Raw genomic sequence first — 22,152 nt, 5'->3', positions numbered from 1 at the left:
TAAAAACAGATATATGAACCAAGTTATTTTACCATCGTTAAACGATCCAATCTCTCTGAACGAAGCACAGATCAATGCATTCAGAAAAAACGGGCACACCCTTACAAAAGGAATTTTGAATGCTGGCGAGGTTGTCGCTTTCAGAGAAGTAATTAATGAAGCTGCGTATAAATACAATACAGAAACAAGGAAGCTGGAAGAACGGGATACTTACGGAAAAGCATTTTTGCAGATAATGAACCTTTGGGAATCAGACAAAGCGGTTAAGAACTTTACACTGGCTAAACGCTTCGCAAAAATTGCCGCCGATCTTTTAGGTGTAGACAATGTCCGTATTTATCACGACCAGGCCCTGTATAAAGAGTCAGGTGGAGGTTTTACCCCCTGGCACCAGGATCAATACTATTGGCCACTGAGTACCACCAATACTATAACCATGTGGATGCCTTTAATTGACATTACCGAGAATATGGGCATGCTCACTTTTGCTTCAGGATCACATGCAGAAGGCTCTGTTAAAGATGTCGCCATTTCGGATGAGTCTGAAGTGGAACTGAATGAATATATTAGCCGGAAAGGATATTCAGTAACCAGGGAGACCACAATGAATGCCGGCGATGCAACATGGCACTATGGATGGACATTGCATGCAGCTCCAGGTAATGAATCTAATGTTACAAGAGAGGTAATGACTATCATTTATTTTGCTGACGGCGCTACCGTAACAAAGCCAATCAACAAACACCAGGAAGACGACAGAAACCGCTGGTTGCAGGGTTTGCCGCCCGGTACAAAGGCGGCGAGCGATCTTAATCCTTTGATGTTGTAAGCCGCAAGCATGCTAAGACAAAATATCTTCTTCCCTTTCATTTTCGGGAAGAAGATAAATGAGAGAAAATGAGTGTAAACTTAGACCATGTAATCCCCACAATCCACACTTCTTCGGGAAATCCATTTTGAGAGATTAACCGTTAGCGGGATTGACTATGGCCATTTGTTTTTCTTCCAAGCGGACACTTTTTTCGATTCAAAATGACTATAAGCTTGAAATTCACTGTCTGAACTATACCAAAATCCCCGCTTTTAAGGTCTTCTTTTCAGGTTTATTTACCTCCTAGACTGATCACCTGGAAATTATTAATCAACGGGGAGGCTCCCGCTTTATCAATTCGAAGCCGGACAGCATCAGCGTCAGGGAATTGAATATCTTTTGCCGATGCACGGCCAGCAAGAATGATGCGTTTGTAGCCAATTTTTTTTCCGGTGAATACATCTTTCCACTGTCCATTTACACGGCATTCCAGGCTGTATGCTTCTACCCGCTGCCCCAGTGGAATGTATTCCTGCAAAATGAATCCATCAATTTTTTTGGTCTGCCCAAGTTCAATTTCAATTGTTGCCGTGGTTACCTTGTCATCAGTAGCAAAATAGCTGTTGTAATTGCCATCGTTTACTTTGTTAGCTGCATATCTGGAGTTGTTATCCCTGCATGGTGATAAGGATTTTGCTTTTTTTAATAAGGCTGGATTTTGCTGATGAACCTGATCTACCCATTGCTTAAAAGCACTGAGCTTTTGGATAGTTTCCTTATCAATCAATCCATCGCTGTTAGGTGATATATTCATTAACGCAGTGGTGCCATAACCAACCGAACTAAGATAATAATCCTGCATCTGTTTCAATTCTATAGCAGGTTTTCCGTTATGAAACCAATTACCCTGCAGGATGATTGAGGGCTCATTAGGATACCAGCGTAGCGTATCGTTTACCAACTGCCGGTAATCCTGATCAGGAGTAATGCCTCCATGTCCACCAGGCCAGGCCAAACAACGGTCTGGAATAGTATTTACCAATACCTTTGAATCATAAATTACTGCGCCGGGTTGGTTTTTTGCTATCATCTTACCTATTCTCGGGTAATCCATTTTCAGTTTATCGGCATTAAACCCATCAAACCAATACTCATCAATTTTTCCATAGCGGGTGCTGAGCTCTTTAATTTGTGCATAATAGTAATCACCATATGTTTTATATTCAGGTGATCCCTTTTGTTCAAAATGCTTATCGATAATAGAAACATAGATACCAAACTGAATCCCAGCTTTTCTGCAGGCATCCGATACTTCTTTTACGACATCTCCTTTGCCATTTTTCCAGGGCGAAGCTTGTACACTATGATTGGTTGTTGCTGTGGACCAGTTACAAAAACCATCGTGGTGTTTGCTTGTGAACACAATACCTTTAAAACCTCCTGTTTTGGCTGCATCGGCCCATTGGTTGGCATCAAACTTTGCGGGAAAAAACCGTTTAGGGTCTTCCAGACCATAGCCCATATGATCATCGCTTGGATAAAATGTTTTCATTCCAAAATGCACGAACATCAAATACTCAGCTTTATGCCATCGCAATTGGGCTGCATTCGGCAAGGGAAAAAAAGGTTTTGGCGCTTTTACGATTTGTTGTGCAACAACAATGCAAGAAGCAAACATCCAGCAAAATGCAGTGATCAATATCTTTAGTTTTAAGCTATTCTTTCTTTTCATACCAGTCTTTACAATTTTGAAAACACATTCATTGAACCATTCTTCCAGACGATATTTCATCACCACAATTTTAATTTCTGTTTACCGCTTTCTGTTATTTCGAATGGTCCAGGTGATGGATTATTTACATTTCTTTTCTTACCGAAATAATCGGTATCGATTCTCAACACTGAACCGTCTGTATTTTCGAAAGGCAAATTGAGCACTATAGCACGATTAAGTGAACCGCTTGTAACCAGTTTTCGGGCTTTTTGGGATAACCAGCTTCTATCCAGATTAATTTCTAAATAAAAATGATCTTTCTCTGCAGATAAATTGGCCATCGCATCAAAATCTGTTTTCACCAAAGCATTGCTTTCGGAGGCTGCTTCTGGTTTATATTTTTTAAATTGTTCCTGAGCTTCTTTACTCATTTCTCCAAACTGCATTGCCTTATCGTTGTTTACAGCTCTTATGGTTCCTTTGGTGTATACATTGCCTTCAAACCTTACGGGCAACAGGGCTTTGCTATATTGACTGGCATTGCCAGCAGCCACAAAAAGATTATTTACAAATTGAACATCGCCTCCAGGGTTATCATGTAAACCAGTAACAAAAGTAGAATGCGGCAAATGGAAGGGTGTTAATCGCCCATCATAATTGATAACGCTCATTCCGCCAGCGAAAATATTATGTACAAATGCCGCTCCGCTGGAATTCATCAGCAGATTCGTTTTGGATAGCAAAACATTATTACTTACCAACATCGGTCCATGATCTACCTCCAAAAAGATATCGTGATCGTTTTCGTGCATCAGGTTGTTTTTAATCTGAGCACCCTGTGCCATCCAATCGAGCCAAATCCCAAAATTACTGCGGTAAATATGGTTATTGCGAATCTGCACATCCACCGCTCCATGAAATTTTATCGCTGCCTGCTCTGCGCCATTAAATAAACGATGGATATGAATATCATGAATGCTATTCCCTTCTATCACACTAAATGAGCAGCCCATGCTTCCCACAATACCAGTTTGCTCGCAATTGGTAATGGTATTATTGCGTACAATATGCCCGCCAATTGTTCCCTTGTTCCAGCCAAAAGCCAGCGCCCGGTTAATGGTGCCTACGTAGCCTTTAGCTGATTCGGTATCTTTATTATCGTACTCATCACCATATTTACCCAATGCAATGCCTACACATTTTGAATAGCGGATGGTGTTATTTTCGATCACCCAACCACGGCTCCAATGCGTGCCAATAAGTCCATGCTGTTCGGCTGTAGGCGGCGCCCAATTGGTTGCCGCTTGCTCAAGAGTGAAACCTCGGACAGTAATGAAATTGATAAAGGGTTTATCAGGATACAATACAGTTTGGCGGACATTAATCTCTACCAGAGATTGATTGGGGTCTGTATTTTTAAATTGCGCCCAGATCGTTGTACTGTCGCTATCTACCGTAGCACACCAAAGTTGATTGTTGACATCGGCATCTTTATCTGTTACCTCTTCTTTTTTTGAGGCTTCCATTAACCAATTGCCATTAAGATATACCGCGCCTCGCAAATATTTTCGTTCTTTGGGCTTCGGCCAAAACCAATCTCCATGAATCAGCTCTTTATAGGGATTAAAAGATCCAAAAAAGTTGTTAGGCAGCTTTAATACCCAGGTATCGTGCTGCTGTCTCTTCCATCCTTTTGCTATTTCCGAACCTTTTACAGTAACGTTTTCGCCTTTAGCTGCCTGATAGGTAATGCGCTCCTTATCGGAGTTTCCACCACGGGGAGGAACAATTGATTCTCGATAGATACCACCATGTACGGTAATTACATCCCCGGGCATAGCTTTATTAGCCGCAGCCATAATGGTTTTATAGGGACTTGATAATGTACCTGTATTTGTATCGCTACCATTAACAGCGACATGATATTCGCGTTGGGCTGGAAGAATTGGTTTTTGTGCGAAACTAATACTGCAGTAAAGCATAATGCAAGCAGTAACAGCAAAAGCTCTTTTCATTTGTATTGTTATTTTATTCATGAGGACTTATAGATATCTTTTTTTCAACAATTGCATCATATACACATTCACCTCCCATTGATTGGTAATAGGCGTTTTACTACCCGGTAAATGAACCATATAGGGATACGGACCAAATTCAGAAGTAATGGTAAGGGTTTCGCCATGCTGTTTTTTCCGTTCTGCGATTCCGTCCCACCAGGCTAAATGGGCTGCTACAGCAGGCTGCCATTCCTCTGCACGGGGATCTGGTACCTGGGGGCCTTCAGTATAACCCACCCGGGCATGAATATGCCCTGCATGTGCAATGGCCAACTGTATGGCTTCTGTTTGATCTTCCAGAAATGATTCGCCAACGCAGACCCAATGGGAGACATCAAGGGTAATTTTCATCTCTGGAATTTTCTGCAAATAATCTTTAGCTATGTGCGCAGCAAATAAACACTTATGCCTATGCGTTTCATGCATGACCTCTATGCCTGTACGACTGGTAAACTGTGATGCCGCCAATATTAATTTCTGGTTCTGTTCAAAACTAAAAATGTCCCTTCCCGTTTGCGAATCAATCTTCACACAAGGATATGATTTTATTTTTTCCAGCCATGCACCATAAATATCAAAATGTTTCGAAAATTCAGGATTAGCACTGTCATAAAACTGAGCAATAAGTTTCAGCTCGTGCTTGTGGGCTAAATTCCATATTTCATCCATTTCTTTTTGACAGGCATTATTGGCTATGCCAACTTCAATACCATCAAATCCTTCAAGCTTTACCCTTGCACAAAAGTCTTCCCAACTCAGTTGCTCACTTCCCCAACGGGGACAATAAAATTCTGCTAACATCCCCTATAAACTGGTTTTAATTTGTAATACTTCTGGACGAAGATAAGGTTGGTTTGCCTCTAGGGTTCCTTTCCATGCATAAGGATCCTCACCTGAAATCATCACAATATCCCTAAGATCTTCAGTTGCAGGCAACTTACCATCCTGATCCCAGGGCAACATCGATTCAGCGCTCATATAATGATTTACCAGAGCGGTGCGAAAACAATCTTTTGTCTTATTCCTTTTAGAGCTATGCAGGGTATATCCGTTAAAAAATACCACTGAGCCTTTTTTAACTGCTATAGGTATTATCTGATCAGTACTGTACATAGATACATCAATCGTATCTACATCTGCGTATTGCGTATTCTCATTTTTTATACGGGGCATCATGTATTTGGGGCGCCCAGGAATTATCCATAGACAGCCGTTATCAACTGTGGCATCATCAATTGCAATCCACACACCAATTAGCGATTGATCTCTGGTTGGGATATAAAACTCATCCTGGTGCCATGACTGTCCAGCTTTACCAGGCCCCTTTACAAACAACATAGACTGCATGCATTTTAGGTTTGGGCTTACTACATTAGTTAACACTTCTACTATTTTTTCATGAAACAGGTATTCTTTGATGAGCGGGGAGATTTTGTGGGGAAAATGTATAGCCACATATTGCTTCATCACTTCTGCATTACTCTTACTTTTATCGGCCGGTAACAAGCCCTCTACCTGCCCCCTATCGCCGCGGAAAATTGCAGCAGTCTCATCTTTAAGTTCTTCTACTTCATCTGCAATTAACAATTCCGGGGCTATCAGGTACCCATAGGTTTGGTAGAACAAAATATTTTCTTGAGTTAGGCCTTTTCGGTCAACAAAAGCATGTTCTTTATTCATCTTGACAATTTTATTGTATAAATAATGATTCGACTTCTTCTAAGGATTTCCCTTTTGTTTCTTTTACTTTAAACAGCATGTATACAAAGGCCACTGCACAAAAACCGGCGTAAATAAACATGGTGCCAGCGATCCCCAGCTGCTTGGTCAAAACCGGAAAGGTGAGCGTTACCACAAAATCTGCTAACCACAGGGCCAATGTTGCAATAGACAAGGCTATGCTTCTTATCCGATTAGGAAAAATTTCGGCGAGATATACCCAAACAACAGCCCCCAATGTACTACCAAAAGCCGCTACATAAAGCAACATAAAAACCAGGACGATGTAATTATCAAAATACCTGTATTGAAAACACAAACCAACAGCAATCAGTGAAATTCCCATTATCACACAACCTGAAACCAATAATTTCTTTCTCCCAAGTTTATCAACCAGTGCAATGGCACCAAACGTGGCAATCACGTTTACCACGCCAATGATGATGGTCTGCATTAACGACGAAGAGCTATCATTGGCAGTTTCTTTAAAAATAACAGGCGCATAATAAATAATTGAGTTAATTCCTGTGACCTGTTGAAATACAGCCACCAGTATTCCAATAAATAAAACAGGCTTATAGGTTTTACTAAATAAAAGTCTCAGAGATATTTTATGATCGTTTTGAAAACTTTGTTCAATTTCGTGCACTGCTGCGTTTATAGGCATCTCTTGCGAAATTTTAGCCAGAATTTGAGCCGCTTCATTTTTCCTCCCTTTCATAATAAGCCACCTTGGCGTTTCTGGCACCACAAATAGCAGCAACAGGAACAAGGCGGAAGGCATTGCCTGAGAGGCAAACATCCACCTCCAGTTGTTAGTACCCCAGCCATCAAATAAATAATTAGAGAAATAGGCCAGTAAAATCCCAATTACGATCGCCATTTGGTAAAAGGCAACCAGGCGGCCCCTCAATTTCGCAGGAGCTATTTCAGCAATATACATTGGCGATACCATTGCGGCTGCCCCCACGCCCAGCCCGCCAACTAAACGGAAAAGTATAAAAAGATACAACTCATTAGATAAACTTGCACCAAGGCCGGAAACGGCAAACAGTATGGCACAGATCATCAGCGTGATGCGACGTCCATACTTATCTGCAAACACCCCGGCAATGAGCGCTCCCAGGGCACACCCTATAAGAATAGAACTAACGGCCCAGCCTAACATGTATTCATTGAGCTGGAAATAAGAAGTAATGTAAGGAATGGCACCGGATATAATAGCCGTATCAAAGCCAAATAATAATCCGCCAAATGCAGCGACAAAACTTATTAAGATGATAAAAGACTTATTTACGGCAACTTTTTCCGGCATTTCTACTGCAGCGTCCCGCTTCAGAATTGAGTGGTTGGATAACATAAATGGTTAGATTTGTAATTACTTTAAATTTAGATGTTTCCAAAAAGAAGCAGCACTACTTTATTATCAAAAAAATAAACTATCATAAACTAAATATTGCACACCAATGGTAATTATTGAATAACTTAGTTAACTTTAATCCATTATTCTTTTAATGCCACATCCAGATGCAACCATTTACCCAGCGGCTATTACCAGATGAATCCAGCTCATTTATAGCAAAGACATTCCGCACCCCAAACTTTGAAGTTGGCTGGCATCAGCATATCGAATATGAACTCATTCTTTTTACGGAAGGTTCTGGTATGAGCTTTGTTGGAAACCATATCGGCGAATTTGAAACAGGTGATATTTACTTAATTGGAGCTAATCTACCTCATACCTTTCAGAAAACCGGAGATCAGGTAACCAGTGCAATAGTCGTTCAGTTCCGGGAAGATTTCTGGGGTACCAGTTTCATTCATCTACCAGAAAACCGTGTGATAAAAGCTTTGTTTGAAGCATCAATGCTTGGCTTGAAAATAAAAGCTGTGATAAAAAACCAACTTGCATCAATAATCAAAGAACTGGAATACGCGAACGGCGTTAAACGCATCGTTCTTTTACTTGAAAGCCTCTTTTTAATCGCCAACCAACGGGAGTATATCTCGGTTTCTACCCAGCAGGCCAAAGCATATGATCAGAAGGGTATGGATATTATGGGCAAAGTTTTCCAATTCACTATCGACTCCTTCCGGGAGCAGATTACCCTTTCTGATGTTGCAAAAAAAGCGTGTATGAGTATTCCTGCTTTTTGCAAGAACTTTAAACGCAGCACGAAAAAAACCTATAACGATTTTTTAAACGAAGTGCGCATTGAATATGCCTGTAGCCAGTTAATTGAAACCAACAAGTCTATATTTGATATCTGCTATGAAAGCGGATACAGCACCCATGCCAATTTCCATAAACAGTTTCAGAAAATAAAAAATATCAGTCCACTCCAATACCGAAAATCATTTACGCTTGATAACATTAGCAAAGGCGGCAAAATCGGTATCGTCGAAACCATTTAAACCAGCGCATTACATCTACCAAAATGGCCGGTATGCCTTTATCGTCTACTACTTTTGAGCTGGTCTTAACCTCAAATCCTGACCCAACAAAAAAAACATTTATCCCCCTTTTCAGGACATATGTCTCCCCCCTACTAAGATTATTAAGCATATTTTAGACCATTAAAATATTATCTATTATGAAAAAAATCTTTTATTTGTTTCTATGTAGCGCTTTATCGCTCTCTTGTAGAAAAAACAACGACCCTGAGCTCCCAAAGCTAGCAGAGGTAACAACAAAAACCATCGCTTTGGATGGCGATCAGAATTCATCATTGATGTTTCAGGACAACGAATCACCTGATGTCATGACCTCGGATGCCAGACGGTATAACATTGCCCATGTGCTCCGTGTAAGGGCTGTTGACGAAAAAAACATCGAAATTTCCAATTTCGCGCCCATTGATATTGAAAACGCAACCATATTGGCAACTATTTCAAACGGTACGGATGCCACAAACAAACAGGTCGTTAAACTTATTAAAATCAGTAAAATAAGGGCTCATGGGAAACAAACAATAAAGTACCCATTTATGGAAGGAACTGTTTTATACTTAGATACCAACAATAAAGTAACCGACCTTTCCCAATACAAAGGAACTGGAATCGATCCAGCCAAAATATCCTTCGATTTCACCGGTGACAATCCCATCATACTCAAACTTAAAAAACTTGCTGTGCTCAAATGGGATATACAATACCATGATTATGATCCTAATAATGATGTAACAAATAATTGGGCAGAAGACATAACTGCGAAAGATATCCGCAGATATACCGGGTTAATGATTAACATGGGCACAGTTTTCATATCTGCAGACTTTAAAACTGAATTCCTAAACGAGCGGATTGTAGCCAACGATGGAACAACTGTTTTGACAGATGCACAAAAATTAAAAACCTATAACGATATTTTAAATCATAGCTTTTTCCAGTGCGGAGTAGTGACCAATGTATCTGGATTAGGCGGTGGATCCACTTTGGGATATGCAAACCATGTAATAAGGGATTATATAAATGTTGCGGGGGCAGGAGATGTCTTATCTCATGAAGTAGGCCACTGCGTAGGCTACGGGCATTCCTCCAACATGACCTACCCCATTAAAGTAAATAATGTAAATACTGGAATCAGTCCGGTAACAATCAGGGTAATGCAAAAATTATTCAATGAAAAAATGTTTCCTGTAACACTGGAGAATTATTATAAGCCTGCTGACTTAAAATAAACCTTTATCTATAATACATTTGCATCGGTGTTCATATATAACACCGATGCTTATACTAAGCCTAACTTTAATGAATAACTGACGATTTCAGTTTCAGAAACCCCTCACAGCAAAAATCCTATCCCCGAAGTAAGCATCTCCTATGTTTTGCTAATAAATTCCTCCTGCAATTTGCAAACGACTATATAGTTAAACAATACCCATAACTAAATCTAACGCTACAACCATTTCCCTGATATAATATCTCCCTTTTTAATATCTATTCAATCACAAGTGTTACTATGCCATATGGCGCCAAATGAATGGTGCTTCCAACTTCTTCGCCTGGAGTTTCGTCTGCAACACAGGTCCGCACGGATTTCGGCCTGATGCCTGGAAATGATAAAATTGCTGTTTCTTCTTTCTCTGATAAAGAGCGTAGTCTGATAACCTTGGATTTACCATCTGCTGAGGTTTTTATGACTGATATAAAAACATTTTCATTATCTATTTTAACTACAGGTTTAAGTGATATTTTTTCCTTTAGCAGCACCGCAAGCAGTGGACGAGATTGTTCCAATCCAAAACGATTTGTTTTTACCGCGTTATACCCATATTTATGAGGTAATATCCTATAACGAAAATTCAGTTTCCCCTCTTGGAACAAGGGGTAATTGGTATGCCAATGGTTGTTAAGTGCCCAGGAATAAATGGTTGAATTTAGTGGTAGATTTTCAATCCATTGTGGTGAATGGAAAGCTCCTCCAATAATGTTAGCTGTCATATTACCGCTTTCGAAAGTAGGTGCATCAAGCGCACACCAGGAAACTCCCTTATTCTCATTGGAAATATCCAGCCAGCGCTGGAAACTCATCCAATTGCGGTTTGCTGCAGGAAGTTGGTTCTTTTCAACCTCTACAACACCCCAGGGAATATCCATTCTGGTACGTCCATTTGGAACGTCAAAAGCAAATCCAAAATGTATCCCTTCTTTTTTTATCGTTGCTATTTTGTCTACCAAATTATCTATTTCAATTTCAGGTTTGCCAGCAACAACACGGACTTCACGGGTTAGCTTGTTACAGCCATCGGCTTTTGATGTGACCAGTATTGATGCGACAAGAGGTCCGTTCTCTTTGATAACGACTCTCACTTCCGTTGGACCAGTTGCTTTTACGATTTTCACAGCATCATTACTCAAAACGGTGTTTGCATTTGCAGCATACTGAGGTCCTGCTGATGCAGGTTCGCCACTTCCCAGCAGATACCTGAAGCTATTAATATTGGCCGGGTCATTCTTATTTACAAATTCAGTACCCGATGCATCTGTTATATGAATGACATCTCCCGAAACCGTATCTATTTTCACCTTAAATATTCCGTTATCCAGGGTATTTCCTTTTGCTATCTTAACATCAGGCTTCTTTCCAGAGCTATTGCTCAGATAATAGTTTTTGGTTCCAAAAGCGGGAATTTCAGACACCAAAAATACCAGTTCTCCTGTGCTCAGCCGCTGAGAAGTTATGATCTTTTTATACTCATCCCTTACAATATTAAAGCCTTTACTCTGCTCAGGGGTCAGTGTTATCAGCCCACCACGAGGCCACGACAAAGTATTAAATACCCCTACAATATTAGAGGTTTCACTGGCAATAGGTTTTAACATATTAGAAAGTATTTGCTGACTACTATGTTCAGCTGTTTTAAAGAAACCCTGCTTTACTTTCCATATAACATCCTGCATATCAGCCTGAGCTGGATTCATGTAACACCAGGTATGCTCTGACCCCATCAGGACATTTCGCCATGCTTCATCAAACTCAGTTCGGGGTGCCTTTTGATTTGGATAAAGCATTGACCAAAGAATATCAGATTGAATTAACCGCTCTTTCGAATTGCGGTTCATTGATGTCTCTTTGGCCGCCGTCCCAAGGCCATCGGTCCAGTACTCCGTAAAATCCCCTTTATATGAAGGAATGACCTCACCATATTTTTTTTCAAAAGCTGACATGATATCCGTTGAACTGGAAATAACCAGGCGGGGAAACGCATATTCTTCATTCCAGCTTTTTACAGCCTCAGGCAAGTCCGCATCAATAGGTGTATTATCTGCCATTGCCCATGTCATTGGAAATAAATCATATGGATATTCTTTGTTGTTTTCCAATTCCTTTAGTTTTCCCCATAAATAACCATCAATAAAATTTTCACGGGGATGGGCTGTTTTAACAATTTGCAGTAATTTATCAGGATCCTTTTGGCCAGCCATTATAGGCCAATATTTAAAGCCCTTAGCTCTGGCACCGGGAGTATAATCCCCCGGCTGAAGAAACAAGACCTTTGAGACTCCATCCTGCCCAATCCACCAAAAGGGTTTAAAATTGAGTTTATCCGCCAACCCAATGCGATCAGACCCATTAAACGGAGCAAAAACATATTTTATCCCAAACTGAGCGGCCATGGGTACGATTCCCCAGGTCATACCCGGAACATCAACCTGAACAATTGTGTTTACAGGTATTCCTGTAGCTTTTTCCAATTTCTTTGCATCACCAAAATATCTTGGAAATTCCTCATCTGCAGTAATGCTTGTATTGTCATTGATGTAACCGGCATCAAGATGGATATACCCTTTTCGAACCGCATCCAATAATTCTTCCTTTTCAGTTGGTGTTGCATTCTTTAAATAACGCTCCACTGGCCAAATCACCTCCGGATTCCAGATATACCGGGATCCTACAGGATAATTTGCTGTTTCTTTGGCCAGCTTCATTCCATTAAGAAGGTTACGTTTATGAATAATTTCAACATTGGCCTGCGTGTTGGTATAGCCTATATCTACATGAGAATGCGGATAGATATATACCGTCCATTGCCTTTGTGGTTTCAGCGCAAATGATTTTTTTAGAATTTTACTTCCTGATTTCAATGTGACCAGTATGGACACTTCCTTATCAACACCTACTTGGGATGGCAGGGTAACCTTTGTTGATGTCCGTCCCTGTTGTTGGAATGGAACAGCAAAAGTTTCCGTTCGCCCCTCTGCTGAAACTTCAATAGTGGAAGCCTGAAATAAATTATTGCCTTTAAAATTCAGTACGACCTCTCTCCCCGGCTTCCCATCTCTACAAAATCGATAAATACTTGTTGAAGTACATTCCAAATCGTTGGGAAAAGGAAAATTTGATTTATCAACCTTAAGCTCAGATAAAAACCTAACTTCACTTAATCCATAAACATCACCTCCCCAATTGGATTCTGCAGCAATGATTACTGCCTTGAGCTTTTTTTTCTCCCCAATGGCGATTTCAGTTGCCTTTCCACTCGTCGTTTTAGCATTTGGCAACTCCAATGCATTTAACTGAGTCCAACTAACCCTATCAGTTGTTCCATAAATCTTAATTAAACGAAATCCACGGTTAGTCAGATTCTCCTGATTATGGTTCCATATCAAAACCCTATTAAAAGATTTTTGAGTTGAAAAATCAAATCTAAGCCATGCCTTGAATGCAGGCAATCCTTTTGAAGGGATACTTGCAGCAGGATTTTGAATAGTATGCCACATGGTAGTAGCGCTACCATTATTGTCATGTACTTTGTTTCGAACGCCAGAACCGTCTATTAAATGGCCAGCACTTTGATCCGGACTAAAACTAGTAGATGCTGACAAGGTAATTTCGTTTGCAGGAATCTCCTGAATAATACTATTTACTTGTTTTTGCGCGGACGCATAAAAGCAAATAAACACTAAGACACTGAATGAGGCAATGATTTTTAATATTTTCATTTCTAATTATCTATAAATGACATGAATAATAATTTTTATGGCGTATACAAAAGATGGAACTAAGATTTCTTTGAATGGTTATATAATCATCATTGCGGCTATAACAAATCCCAGAGCCAGAAATGGGCGATAATCTGCACTATCCATTCAACTGAAATTGCACTAAATCTTGCAAAGGTCACCTAAGATTCCAATTCATGGCTTTGTTTATTTGCATCTTCCATATTCTATTACCAATTCCATTATAGTATTTTTTAACTGTTGTTTATCCTCGTTTGAAAGTGTATAATAAAAAACGTCACCCAAATGAGTATTGTTTTTTCCGACAATGATGACCTGAGCATCTTCACTCATCGCAATCGTATGCCAGCAGTTAACCGGAATATTATACGTTACGCCCTGCTCCATCTGTACACATTCAAAACTCACCTGGTCTTGCTCAATTGTTGCACCGATCAATACGGCCTGACCTTTTGTTAATACAAAATTTCATCCGTAAGCGCATGCCGTTCCACCTGCTCAATACAGGTAAAACATAAGGATAGCAAATAATTCAATTGTGCTACCTGCCATTGTTCACGAATAAAAAAAGGATGGTATCCATTCTCTTCTTTGTAATATTTTTCTATCAAATTGTTCATATCTATTATCTATTATTGATAATTATCATAAAAATGGATTATACTATATCTCATTTAGCTTGTATCATCAATAACAAATGCTAATTCCCTGAAATTCTCTTTTCTGTTTATTGCAGCATGGTTTCCCTAACTGTTCTATCAAATTCCTGAATAATTTTTGCCGGCAAAACAGCTAATTTTTTCCACTTCTTATCACCAGTAACCCCTGCCCTTGTATAATCAAATGGAATAAATCCTATTTGCCTTAGCAAAGATTTATTCCTGATCTTAAAATCATATTTCTCAGGATCCTTAAAGTGCGGGTTAAGGAATATGCTGTTTTTGTCTCTACCACTACTCTCCGACCACTGTTTAAAAGATAAAGTGTCAGGTTTACTTCCATATTCACTCGTTGAAATCATAAAAAAATTCTTTTTATCATGCATGTTCCAATATGCATTGCTATCAATATTTACACTACCTTTTTTCCAGGTGCCTTGAAAAAAGGTTTCTCCGCCTGATAGCAAAATATTATGCTTGAATTCAAAACTTTGGTGTTTCTCAATTCTTGAATTTTGAGCTAAGAATTGCTTACTCCAGGCAATGATATTATTATTGATTATATTGTTTTTCCCATAATGCTGGTGGAAGCCACCCGTTTTGGTACGATAAACCAGATTATTTTCCATGTGAATATCTGATGAACCCTCATCAGTATACAGCCCCCAGCCACCATAGCTGTAAGAATACACATCATGAATGATATTGTTGTTTATTTCGGTGCCCGGAGAAATACCAAGTGTATAGATGCCTGCCATATCACTTAAAATCCCCCACCCGATGTGGTGTATTTGATTGAATAACACTTTATTGTTAACACTTGGGCTGTAGCCGTAGCCCCAAACCCATCCAACTGATACACCACTATACCCAAAGTCTGCAATATCATTGTGCATGATGATGTTATTAGCAGCATGAGCAACTAACACCCCTACGCCATGTGCGTAGTTTTTTCCTCCGGATTGAATAATACAATTTTCTATACGGATATTGGAAGTAGTTTTTAGTGTATCACCAGGCAATTCAGTAGGCCCGATACGCACACCGCCCGCACCTAAATCGTTGATATAACATTTCCGCAAACCGCAATATTTGACATTGTTTTTAAACCAAATAGCATATTGGCCAGTATGCATGATCCGGCAATTTTCAAACTGAATGTTTTTCGCATCATTTAGCATAATAGCGGCATCAATTGCAGTGGCTGCCTGACCATATTTAGAGGCGATAAATGGTTTATTGGCAAAACAAAATGAGATACCTTCAAAAGAAACATTGGTTACCAAATTTTTACTATCGCCTTGAATAACCAATAATTTCTCAATTACGGGTACGACAGCTTTTACTTCCTTTATTTTTCTATCTTCAGGAATATATTTCACCACATTATTTTCATCGATAACCCATTCATTTTTCATATCCAATGCATAATCTGCATTCTCAAAAAAGAAAAGCGATGACTTATCAATTTTGTTATGGGGAGCCATGGCTTGACCGGTTGAATAAAAACCTGGACTGCCTGAACTTAATGAATCAATCGTGCGGCTTGTCGCAATCCATTTGTGATAGGCATTAAATCGTATGTTCTTTAATTTCTCTGCAGGTACCTTTTTTAATTCATCATAGGTTTCTGAAGGGATTTCAAAGTATTGAACAGAGTTTGTTTGGCTCCATGGCAAATCTGAATTCTTTTTTTCAGCAGTCTTTTTAAAATTCAAATAACCACTATTTGGCATTCTGGCACGTATGGCTCTTTTTCCATCAACATAAATATCCTGAAGCATTCCCTCCTTCCCTTTCTGCAGTAAAGAAAGATCTGCAGATAGAACTTCAGTACCGGCAAGGGTGATTGTTCTGCCTCCGCTAATAACGGGTTTCGAATTGCCACTGGCCTTAAAGACTATTTTTAAATCATTGGTCCCTCCATTCTCCGGGCTAAGGAGAAGAGGACCGTTTAATTCATAAGTACCATCCTTTAAAAGAATGGTAATACTTCCAGTTTTGCTTTCCCTTTTCAACCTCGGCAACATTGCGACTGCCTGTTCGAGTGAGCATGGCGATATTTTAGTCCCGTTTCCAACACCTTTGGGAGCTACATAAACTACTATATCTTCTGCATATGCAAATTGAATAACAGCAGTAAAAAAAAACAGGAGTAATAGTAATCTTTTATTCATATTTTAATTTTATGAGTATAATTGTTAAAGTCTTTTCATTACTGCTAAGGCTTTTAGTAAATGTGAAGGGATTCCTTTTCCCTTACTTCATTATCAGATTTGAAGTGTAAATTGAGCTTCACAAATTGATTTCCCCCCGCATTATAACACTCATTTTTTGGTTGCTCATATTTAAGCGTTTACTCCAGAATAAAACTTGCCGGTCCAAATGCTTTAATACCATAGCTGAATTTCCCTTGAATAATGTCGAGGGGTTTTCCACTTCTCTCACCACGGAGGTTCACTGGTGTCGCTTTACGAAATGGTCTACCTCCTATAGGCAGCGTAATACTAACTATACCGCTATTGCCGCCTTGCTCCCATAACCGAAGCAACGTACCTTTGTTACCATCAGGATCTTCACCGAAAGCAGTAACGAGTATACCTTTGCGCGAAATAACAATACCGCTTTGCCGTGAAGGGAGTTTTGTCCCCATGCCGCTCGCCTTCACTGTCATAAGTGGCAGCCTTGCTTCCCAGGATTGTATTGCAAGATTTTCATTAGTTTTTACACCTGCCTGAATTCCCCAGATCCTTACTCTTTCAGTCCACGAACCTTCTGTCCAGTAAGGAAAATTGACATTCCACATGTTATTGTATAGATTTACAAACATGGTAGGTTGTTTGGGGAAATAACTATAGTCATATTTCCAAAGTCCAGGCTCACCAAAGCTCAGCAGTGGGGCGTCGATTGCACAAAGGCCCATACCTGAGTGATCCGGAGCAACAACAGATGCACCGTTTTGCACAGCATAGAGATATCTATTTCCGCCCACAAGCTGATCTTTAGCCAGATCCATTGCTCCACCAAGACGGCCCAGAATATACTTAGGTTTGTTCACATTAAATGGAAAACAAAGCCATCCTCCTTCTGGTACTGTGTTAGCCACCTTCCCATCAATCTTCCATTCTACATCTACAAAAGGTTGAGTGGTATTAAAGGTAAACACAACAGCAACTGATTTGGACAGAGGGCTGCTATTTTTTGAGGTAAGGGTTACCACATCTGCAGCGGAAGAGTGCTCTACCTGTATCTCCCAGTCATCAGGAGTGATCGCAGCATAAGTTATATCCTTGGGCATGTTAGGCTTTGTTGTATTGAAAGAATTATTGGTATTACAACAACGGTTGTAATATTCAATAGTCTGCGCGTAACTGAATCGTTCGTGAAGATATTGCCCTAGTGCATATTTGGAACTTTGATCTACCATTTCTTTACCACTGGCCTTCTCTATCATTGATGCGATTCCCCCTCTTTTAACATCAAAGCGAACAGTATAAAAACGGGTGTTTAACATCAAAGGATTGCTAAGCTGGGTTGGCGCGGCTTCTTTTGGCAAGGAGATAGTTAGATAACCGTTGGCCGGAACATTATCGACCCATACTTTTTTACCGCTTACCACAACCAAACCACTGCGTATCCAGGACAATGGGTTATATACAATGTATTCATCTGAACTAGCCTTTACCGAATTAGCCAATAGGTTAAGCCGCCGATTCAGCTGCGTTGAGACAATACTATTGGTAGTATTGATGTATGCCGCCTTATCTGTAAAACTGGCTTCGAATTTTTTATAGAAACCAGCTTCCCTTGCTTTAACAAAAGCATCATTGTATAAGTAGCGTTCAATTCCCTTGGTTTTACCATCCATTGAAAAGAAACCCCAACCTGGTGATTTTGCACCCCAGGTATGCTCACCAAACAGAATGCTGTTTTCGTAGGCAACCCCAAGTTCTTTTAACAAGGAACCCGCGGCTACCCCCCAGCCATTCAGCTGTGTATTGAAAACATCCAACGCGCTTTCAAGTGGCCGAACATTCCTTGCTGTTTTGGTTGCCTGTGGCATCGCCATCACACCGTGTATCCATGGATCAACCATATCACCCTTTACTGTTGGGATTGCAGGATTTTCAGCTAATACTGCTTTCGCATACTCATCCAAGGTAGCAAAATGCAATTTTACACCTTTTAGTTGTGCTACCTGCTTTTTAACATCCTCAATTTCGTTAGCAGAAGGCGGTCCTTCGTTGTCAGAGGTCATAAAAACCGCGAGATAATTTTTTGACGGCCAGTTGACTGGTGGTTTTGCCGAAGAACCATAGTTGGTAGTATAATTACATAATACCTTTGATCCATCAGGGCCAATCCACCAAAATAGTTGTGGTAGTAAGGGCGACCGATATGAGCCATTACAACCAATTTGTATAAACTTAATTCCCGCCTGTTGAAGCAAAGTAGGTAAAAACCAGCTGTGTGCAGGCACATCAGTCATTTTTGCTGCAATAGGTAATTCATGACCGTAAGCTCTGGATACCTGGGAAGAAAAGATCAATCCCCGAACATAGTCTTCCTGGTCCATCGCGTCCGATTCTAAGGTAACTGGTAAGGCATGTACATTTATTGTCCCTTCCCTAAGTGCCTGTTCCACCTTCAGTTTTCGCTCGGGAGTTTGTAATGGTCCAAGGATAACACCTTTCATCGGCCATCCTGCAATCGTCCATTTAAACCGGTCATCAACAGGCTTTTTTCTATCTGCCTCAATTAAACCAAGGGCATGGTCCATCATGTTTTCCCGGTATTCCTTAAATACCTCCCTGGCAGAGGTGGTATAACCTAAATCACAGTGGGTTTTAAATACCACCCAGACATCGGTTACAGTTGGTGCTTTTTTACCAGGTAATAAATTAGATGGGCGTTCAGGCACTGGTATTGGGGACACCGGCCCATTTTGTGCGGATGCCTTAATCATCCCCCAAGTAACAAAGCGAGTAAAATATATTTTAAAGTTTTTATTTTTTTTGTTTGCATATCAATTATTCTAGTATAAAACTGACCGGTCCAAATGCCTTGATCTCATAGCTGAATTTCCCATGGATGATGTTGAGTGGTTTTCCACTTATCTCACCACGGAGATTCACCGGTGTCGCTTTACGAAACGGTCTACCCGTAGGCAGCGTAACGCTAACCATACCACTATTACCACCTTGCTCCCATAGCCGGAGTAATGTACCTTTGTTACCGTCAGGATCTTCACCAAAAGCAGTTACCAGCACGCCTTTTCGTGATAGTGAAATTCCTGTTTGCGATTGCGGAAGTTTCACCCCCTTTCCACTGGCTAATACAGCCATAATCGGTGTTCTTGCTTCTGCGGACTGTACAGCAAGATTTTCGGCAATTTTCTCTTCTGGAGCAATACCCCAAATCCGTACCCTTTCGCTCCAGGAGCCTTCTGTCCAATAAGGAAAATTGGTATTCCACATATTGTTGTATAGGTTTACAAAAACACTGGGTTGCTTTGGAAAATAATCATAATCATACTTCCAAAGTCCCGGTTCACCAAAACTTAACAATGGTGCATCGATAGCACAAATACCGGCTCCTGATTGATCAGGAGCTACAATAGATGCACCGCTTTGGACTGCATATAAATACCTGTTACCTCCCACAATCTGATCTTTGGCCAAATCCATAGCACCACCTAAACGCCCCAAGAGATATTTTGGTTGATTCACTTTAAAAGGAAAACAAAGCCACCCTCCCTCAGGCACTGTATTAGGCGTTTTGTTTATTATCTCCCATTCTATATCCACCCAAGGCAATGTTTTAGGAAAAGAAAAACTAATCGCAACTGCCTGGGCAATCGGGTTTGCATTTGTTGCGGTGAGTATAACCCTGATGCCGGCTTGTGATTGAGTGGTTTGCATTGTCCAATCAGCAGGCGTGCTCGCCTGGTAGGCAATATCATCGGGCATATTGGGTTTCAACCCGGCGTGTGGGTTATTCCTGGTATAATTTCGATCATGGTAATCTTTTGTTTGGGCATAACTAAAGCGCTCATGCAAAAATTGTCCAAGTACATATTTCGATTGCTGATCAACCAGTTCTTTGCCGGTACGTTTATCAAATAATGATACAATGCCACCTTTTTTAAGATCGAACTTTGCAGTATAAAAAGGAGTGGTTAAAATTGTGCTGTTTTTGATTTTAACTGATTTCGTATCACTCAACTCAATTACTTTGTATCCGTTGGCAGGAACATTTTCGGCAAGATACTTTTCTCCATTGAGCTCAAATAACCCACTGTGCTTCCATGGCAAGGGGTTATACACAATAATGTTGCCTGCTTTGGTTCTTACGTTATCAGCCAATAATTTGAGCCTTGAAGTAAAATTGTCGCGAACAATACTGTCAGTAACATTGATGTAGTGTGCCTTGTCTCTGAAGCTGGACTCAAACCTTTTATAAAAACCTTCTTTTTTTGCACTTAAGAATGCCTCATTATACAGATAACAATTTTTATCAGCCAGGTTTGTTTTTCCATCAGGTGAAAAATAACCATTGGGTCCCCAGGCTCCAAAAGTATGTTCGCTGAAGAGCATGCTGTTTTCATAGGCTTGAGCTAAAGGAGATGCGAGCGGGCTTACCCCAATACCCCAGCTTTTAAGCTGGGTATTGAAAATATCCAGAGCAGGCACCAGCGGGCGAACTGTTCTTGCTGTTTTTGACTCCTGTGGCATGGCCATCACGCCATGTATCCAGGGATCTACCATGTCCCCCGGATGGTCGGCACTTCAGGGTTTTCTTTCAGTAGTACTTTTGCGTACTCATCCAGATCTGTTAAATGCAAACGTACACCTTTCATCCCCGCAACCTGCCTTTTAACATCTTCAATTTCTTTGGGTGAGGGTGGTCCTTCGTTGTCATGGGTCATAATTACAGCCAAATAATTTTTCGAAGGCCAGTTTTCCGGAGGTTTTACCCCCGAACCGTAATGAGGCGTATAGTTACACAGTATTTTAGATCCATCGGGACCTTCCCACCAGAAAAGTTGCGGAAGCCGCATGGGCTGCACGGTATAATTACAGCCAATTTGTAAAAATTTTATACCTGCATGGTGAAGCAATGTAGGCAAAAGCCAGCTATGTGCCGGCACATCGGTCATCTTCGCTGCAATGGGTAACTTATGCCCATAGTCCCGTGCAATTTGTGAGGAAAAAACCAAACTACGGACATAATCCTCCGGCTCCATTACATCTGATTCTATAGTGGCGGGTAATGCATGTACGCTGATAGCACCTGATCTGAGTGCCTGTTCCACCTTCTGTTTTCGAACAGGAGTTTGCAAAGGGCCAAGTATAACGCCTTTCATCGGCCATCCGGCAATTGTCCATTTAAACCGGTCTTCCACAGGTTTCTGTTGATCGTTTTCTATTAAACGAATCGCATTGTCCATCATATCTTCGCGGTACTTCTTAAATACCTTCTCAGCTGACATGGTGTAACCTAAATCGCAATGCGTTTTAAAAACAACCCATACATCGGTTACCGCAGGTGCTTTTTTTCCTGGCAATAAATTGGCAGGCATTGGGGGTACTGATATTGGCGATATGGGCACATTGCCATTAATATATTGTGCACTCCCCCTAACAGGCCCAATTAATAATAAAATGGGCAAGATACATTTTATAATATTTATTATTTTTCTTTCCATAGTTTACCTGACCTTCT

General features: G+C 40.4%; 14 protein-coding genes. 3 read left to right on the top strand and 11 right to left on the bottom strand.

Translation table 11 applies throughout. The annotated features are described in order from the left end of the window. Window positions 1-13: 13 nt before the first annotated feature. The gene (locus G7074_RS15455; RefSeq protein ID WP_124561798.1) at window positions 14-829 is read left to right on the top strand and encodes a phytanoyl-CoA dioxygenase family protein; all 816 of its coding nucleotides are present in this window, start codon (window positions 14-16) and stop codon (window positions 827-829) included. 274 nt (window positions 830-1,103) lie between these two features. On the opposite strand, the gene G7074_RS15450 is transcribed toward G7074_RS15455, so the two are convergent. From G7074_RS15450 to G7074_RS15430, 5 genes are read right to left on the bottom strand one after another with little or no spacing between them, the layout of a single operon-like run. Continuing rightward, window positions 1,104-2,543, bottom strand: coding sequence for an alpha-L-fucosidase (locus tag G7074_RS15450; RefSeq protein WP_166209493.1), 1,440 nt, complete (start codon window positions 2,541-2,543; stop codon window positions 1,104-1,106). Window positions 2,544-2,602: 59 nt separating this feature from the next. After that, the gene (locus G7074_RS15445; RefSeq protein ID WP_166209490.1) at window positions 2,603-4,540 is read right to left on the bottom strand and encodes a right-handed parallel beta-helix repeat-containing protein; all 1,938 of its coding nucleotides are present in this window, start codon (window positions 4,538-4,540) and stop codon (window positions 2,603-2,605) included. Between the two features lie 27 nt (window positions 4,541-4,567). Continuing rightward, complete coding sequence (locus tag G7074_RS15440) at window positions 4,568-5,383, bottom strand: sugar phosphate isomerase/epimerase (RefSeq protein WP_166209487.1); 816 nt, start codon at window positions 5,381-5,383, stop codon at window positions 4,568-4,570. Between the two features lie 3 nt (window positions 5,384-5,386). Further along, a complete protein-coding gene (locus G7074_RS15435; RefSeq protein WP_166209484.1) occupies window positions 5,387-6,262 on the bottom strand; it encodes a phytanoyl-CoA dioxygenase family protein in 876 nt (291 codons plus the stop codon). Between the two features lie 10 nt (window positions 6,263-6,272). Next, window positions 6,273-7,661 (bottom strand): sugar porter family MFS transporter, encoded by a 1,389-nt coding sequence (locus G7074_RS15430; protein ID WP_166209481.1) that lies wholly within the window; start codon window positions 7,659-7,661, stop codon window positions 6,273-6,275. Between the two features lie 167 nt (window positions 7,662-7,828). Between G7074_RS15430 and G7074_RS15425 the strand changes: the two genes are divergently transcribed. Further along, entirely contained in the window at window positions 7,829-8,716 is an 888-nt protein-coding gene (locus G7074_RS15425; RefSeq protein WP_124561820.1) for an AraC family transcriptional regulator, read from the top strand. A 179-nt stretch (window positions 8,717-8,895) separates the two neighbouring features. Next, a complete protein-coding gene (locus G7074_RS15420; protein ID WP_166209479.1) occupies window positions 8,896-9,981 on the top strand; it encodes a hypothetical protein in 1,086 nt (361 codons plus the stop codon). Window positions 9,982-10,240: 259 nt separating this feature from the next. Here G7074_RS15420 and G7074_RS15415 read toward each other — a convergent pair whose 3' ends face one another. The 6 genes from G7074_RS15415 to G7074_RS15390 all read right to left on the bottom strand — a co-directional run bounded on the left by G7074_RS15415 (window position 10,241) and on the right by G7074_RS15390 (window position 22,135). After that, window positions 10,241-13,747 carry a glycoside hydrolase family 38 C-terminal domain-containing protein gene (locus tag G7074_RS15415; protein ID WP_166209476.1) on the bottom strand — a complete coding sequence of 1,169 codons (3,507 nt, stop codon included), beginning with the start codon at window positions 13,745-13,747 and terminating at the stop codon, window positions 10,241-10,243. Between the two features lie 207 nt (window positions 13,748-13,954). Then, the gene (locus G7074_RS15410) at window positions 13,955-14,206 is read right to left on the bottom strand and encodes a hypothetical protein (RefSeq protein WP_166209473.1); all 252 of its coding nucleotides are present in this window, start codon (window positions 14,204-14,206) and stop codon (window positions 13,955-13,957) included. A 289-nt stretch (window positions 14,207-14,495) separates the two neighbouring features. Then, a complete protein-coding gene (locus G7074_RS15405) occupies window positions 14,496-16,604 on the bottom strand; it encodes a right-handed parallel beta-helix repeat-containing protein (protein ID WP_166209470.1) in 2,109 nt (702 codons plus the stop codon). Window positions 16,605-16,783: 179 nt separating this feature from the next. Beyond that, complete coding sequence (locus G7074_RS15400) at window positions 16,784-19,393, bottom strand: hypothetical protein (RefSeq protein ID WP_166209467.1); 2,610 nt, start codon at window positions 19,391-19,393, stop codon at window positions 16,784-16,786. 64 nt (window positions 19,394-19,457) lie between these two features. Continuing rightward, entirely contained in the window at window positions 19,458-21,194 is a 1,737-nt protein-coding gene (locus G7074_RS15395) for a hypothetical protein (RefSeq protein WP_166209464.1), read from the bottom strand. Continuing rightward, window positions 21,188-22,135 (bottom strand): hypothetical protein, encoded by a 948-nt coding sequence (locus tag G7074_RS15390; protein WP_166209461.1) that lies wholly within the window; start codon window positions 22,133-22,135, stop codon window positions 21,188-21,190. The genes G7074_RS15395 and G7074_RS15390 overlap by 7 nt, the downstream gene beginning before the upstream one ends. Window positions 22,136-22,152 lie beyond the last annotated feature (17 nt).

It is taken from the genome of Pedobacter sp. HDW13, assembly GCF_011303555.1.
Classification (GTDB): domain Bacteria; phylum Bacteroidota; class Bacteroidia; order Sphingobacteriales; family Sphingobacteriaceae; genus Pedobacter.
The sequence above is the reverse complement of the archived record's forward strand: the minus strand, read 5'-3'. Positions and strand labels throughout refer to the sequence as shown.

What these genes read in the sequence shown, in the direction of transcription:
- G7074_RS15445 (WP_166209490.1), bottom strand. Translation starts at nt 4,540, where the DNA reads ATGAAAAGAGCTTTTGCTGTTACTGCTTGCATTATGCTTTACTGCAGT.
- G7074_RS15435 (WP_166209484.1), bottom strand. Translation starts at nt 6,262, where the DNA reads ATGAATAAAGAACATGCTTTTGTTGACCGAAAAGGCCTAACTCAAGAA.
- G7074_RS15455 (WP_124561798.1), top strand. Translation starts at nt 14, where the DNA reads ATGAACCAAGTTATTTTACCATCGTTAAACGATCCAATCTCTCTGAAC.
- G7074_RS15390 (WP_166209461.1), bottom strand. Translation starts at nt 22,135, where the DNA reads ATGGAAAGAAAAATAATAAATATTATAAAATGTATCTTGCCCATTTTA.
- G7074_RS15420 (WP_166209479.1), top strand. Translation starts at nt 8,896, where the DNA reads ATGAAAAAAATCTTTTATTTGTTTCTATGTAGCGCTTTATCGCTCTCT.
- G7074_RS15395 (WP_166209464.1), bottom strand. Translation starts at nt 21,194, where the DNA reads ATGGTAGATCCCTGGATACATGGCGTGATGGCCATGCCACAGGAGTCA.
- G7074_RS15430 (WP_166209481.1), bottom strand. Translation starts at nt 7,661, where the DNA reads ATGTTATCCAACCACTCAATTCTGAAGCGGGACGCTGCAGTAGAAATG.
- G7074_RS15405 (WP_166209470.1), bottom strand. Translation starts at nt 16,604, where the DNA reads ATGAATAAAAGATTACTATTACTCCTGTTTTTTTTTACTGCTGTTATT.
- G7074_RS15440 (WP_166209487.1), bottom strand. Translation starts at nt 5,383, where the DNA reads ATGTTAGCAGAATTTTATTGTCCCCGTTGGGGAAGTGAGCAACTGAGT.
- G7074_RS15415 (WP_166209476.1), bottom strand. Translation starts at nt 13,747, where the DNA reads ATGAAAATATTAAAAATCATTGCCTCATTCAGTGTCTTAGTGTTTATT.
- G7074_RS15450 (WP_166209493.1), bottom strand. Translation starts at nt 2,543, where the DNA reads ATGAAAAGAAAGAATAGCTTAAAACTAAAGATATTGATCACTGCATTT.
- G7074_RS15400 (WP_166209467.1), bottom strand. Translation starts at nt 19,393, where the DNA reads ATGATTAAGGCATCCGCACAAAATGGGCCGGTGTCCCCAATACCAGTG.
- G7074_RS15425 (WP_124561820.1), top strand. Translation starts at nt 7,829, where the DNA reads ATGCAACCATTTACCCAGCGGCTATTACCAGATGAATCCAGCTCATTT.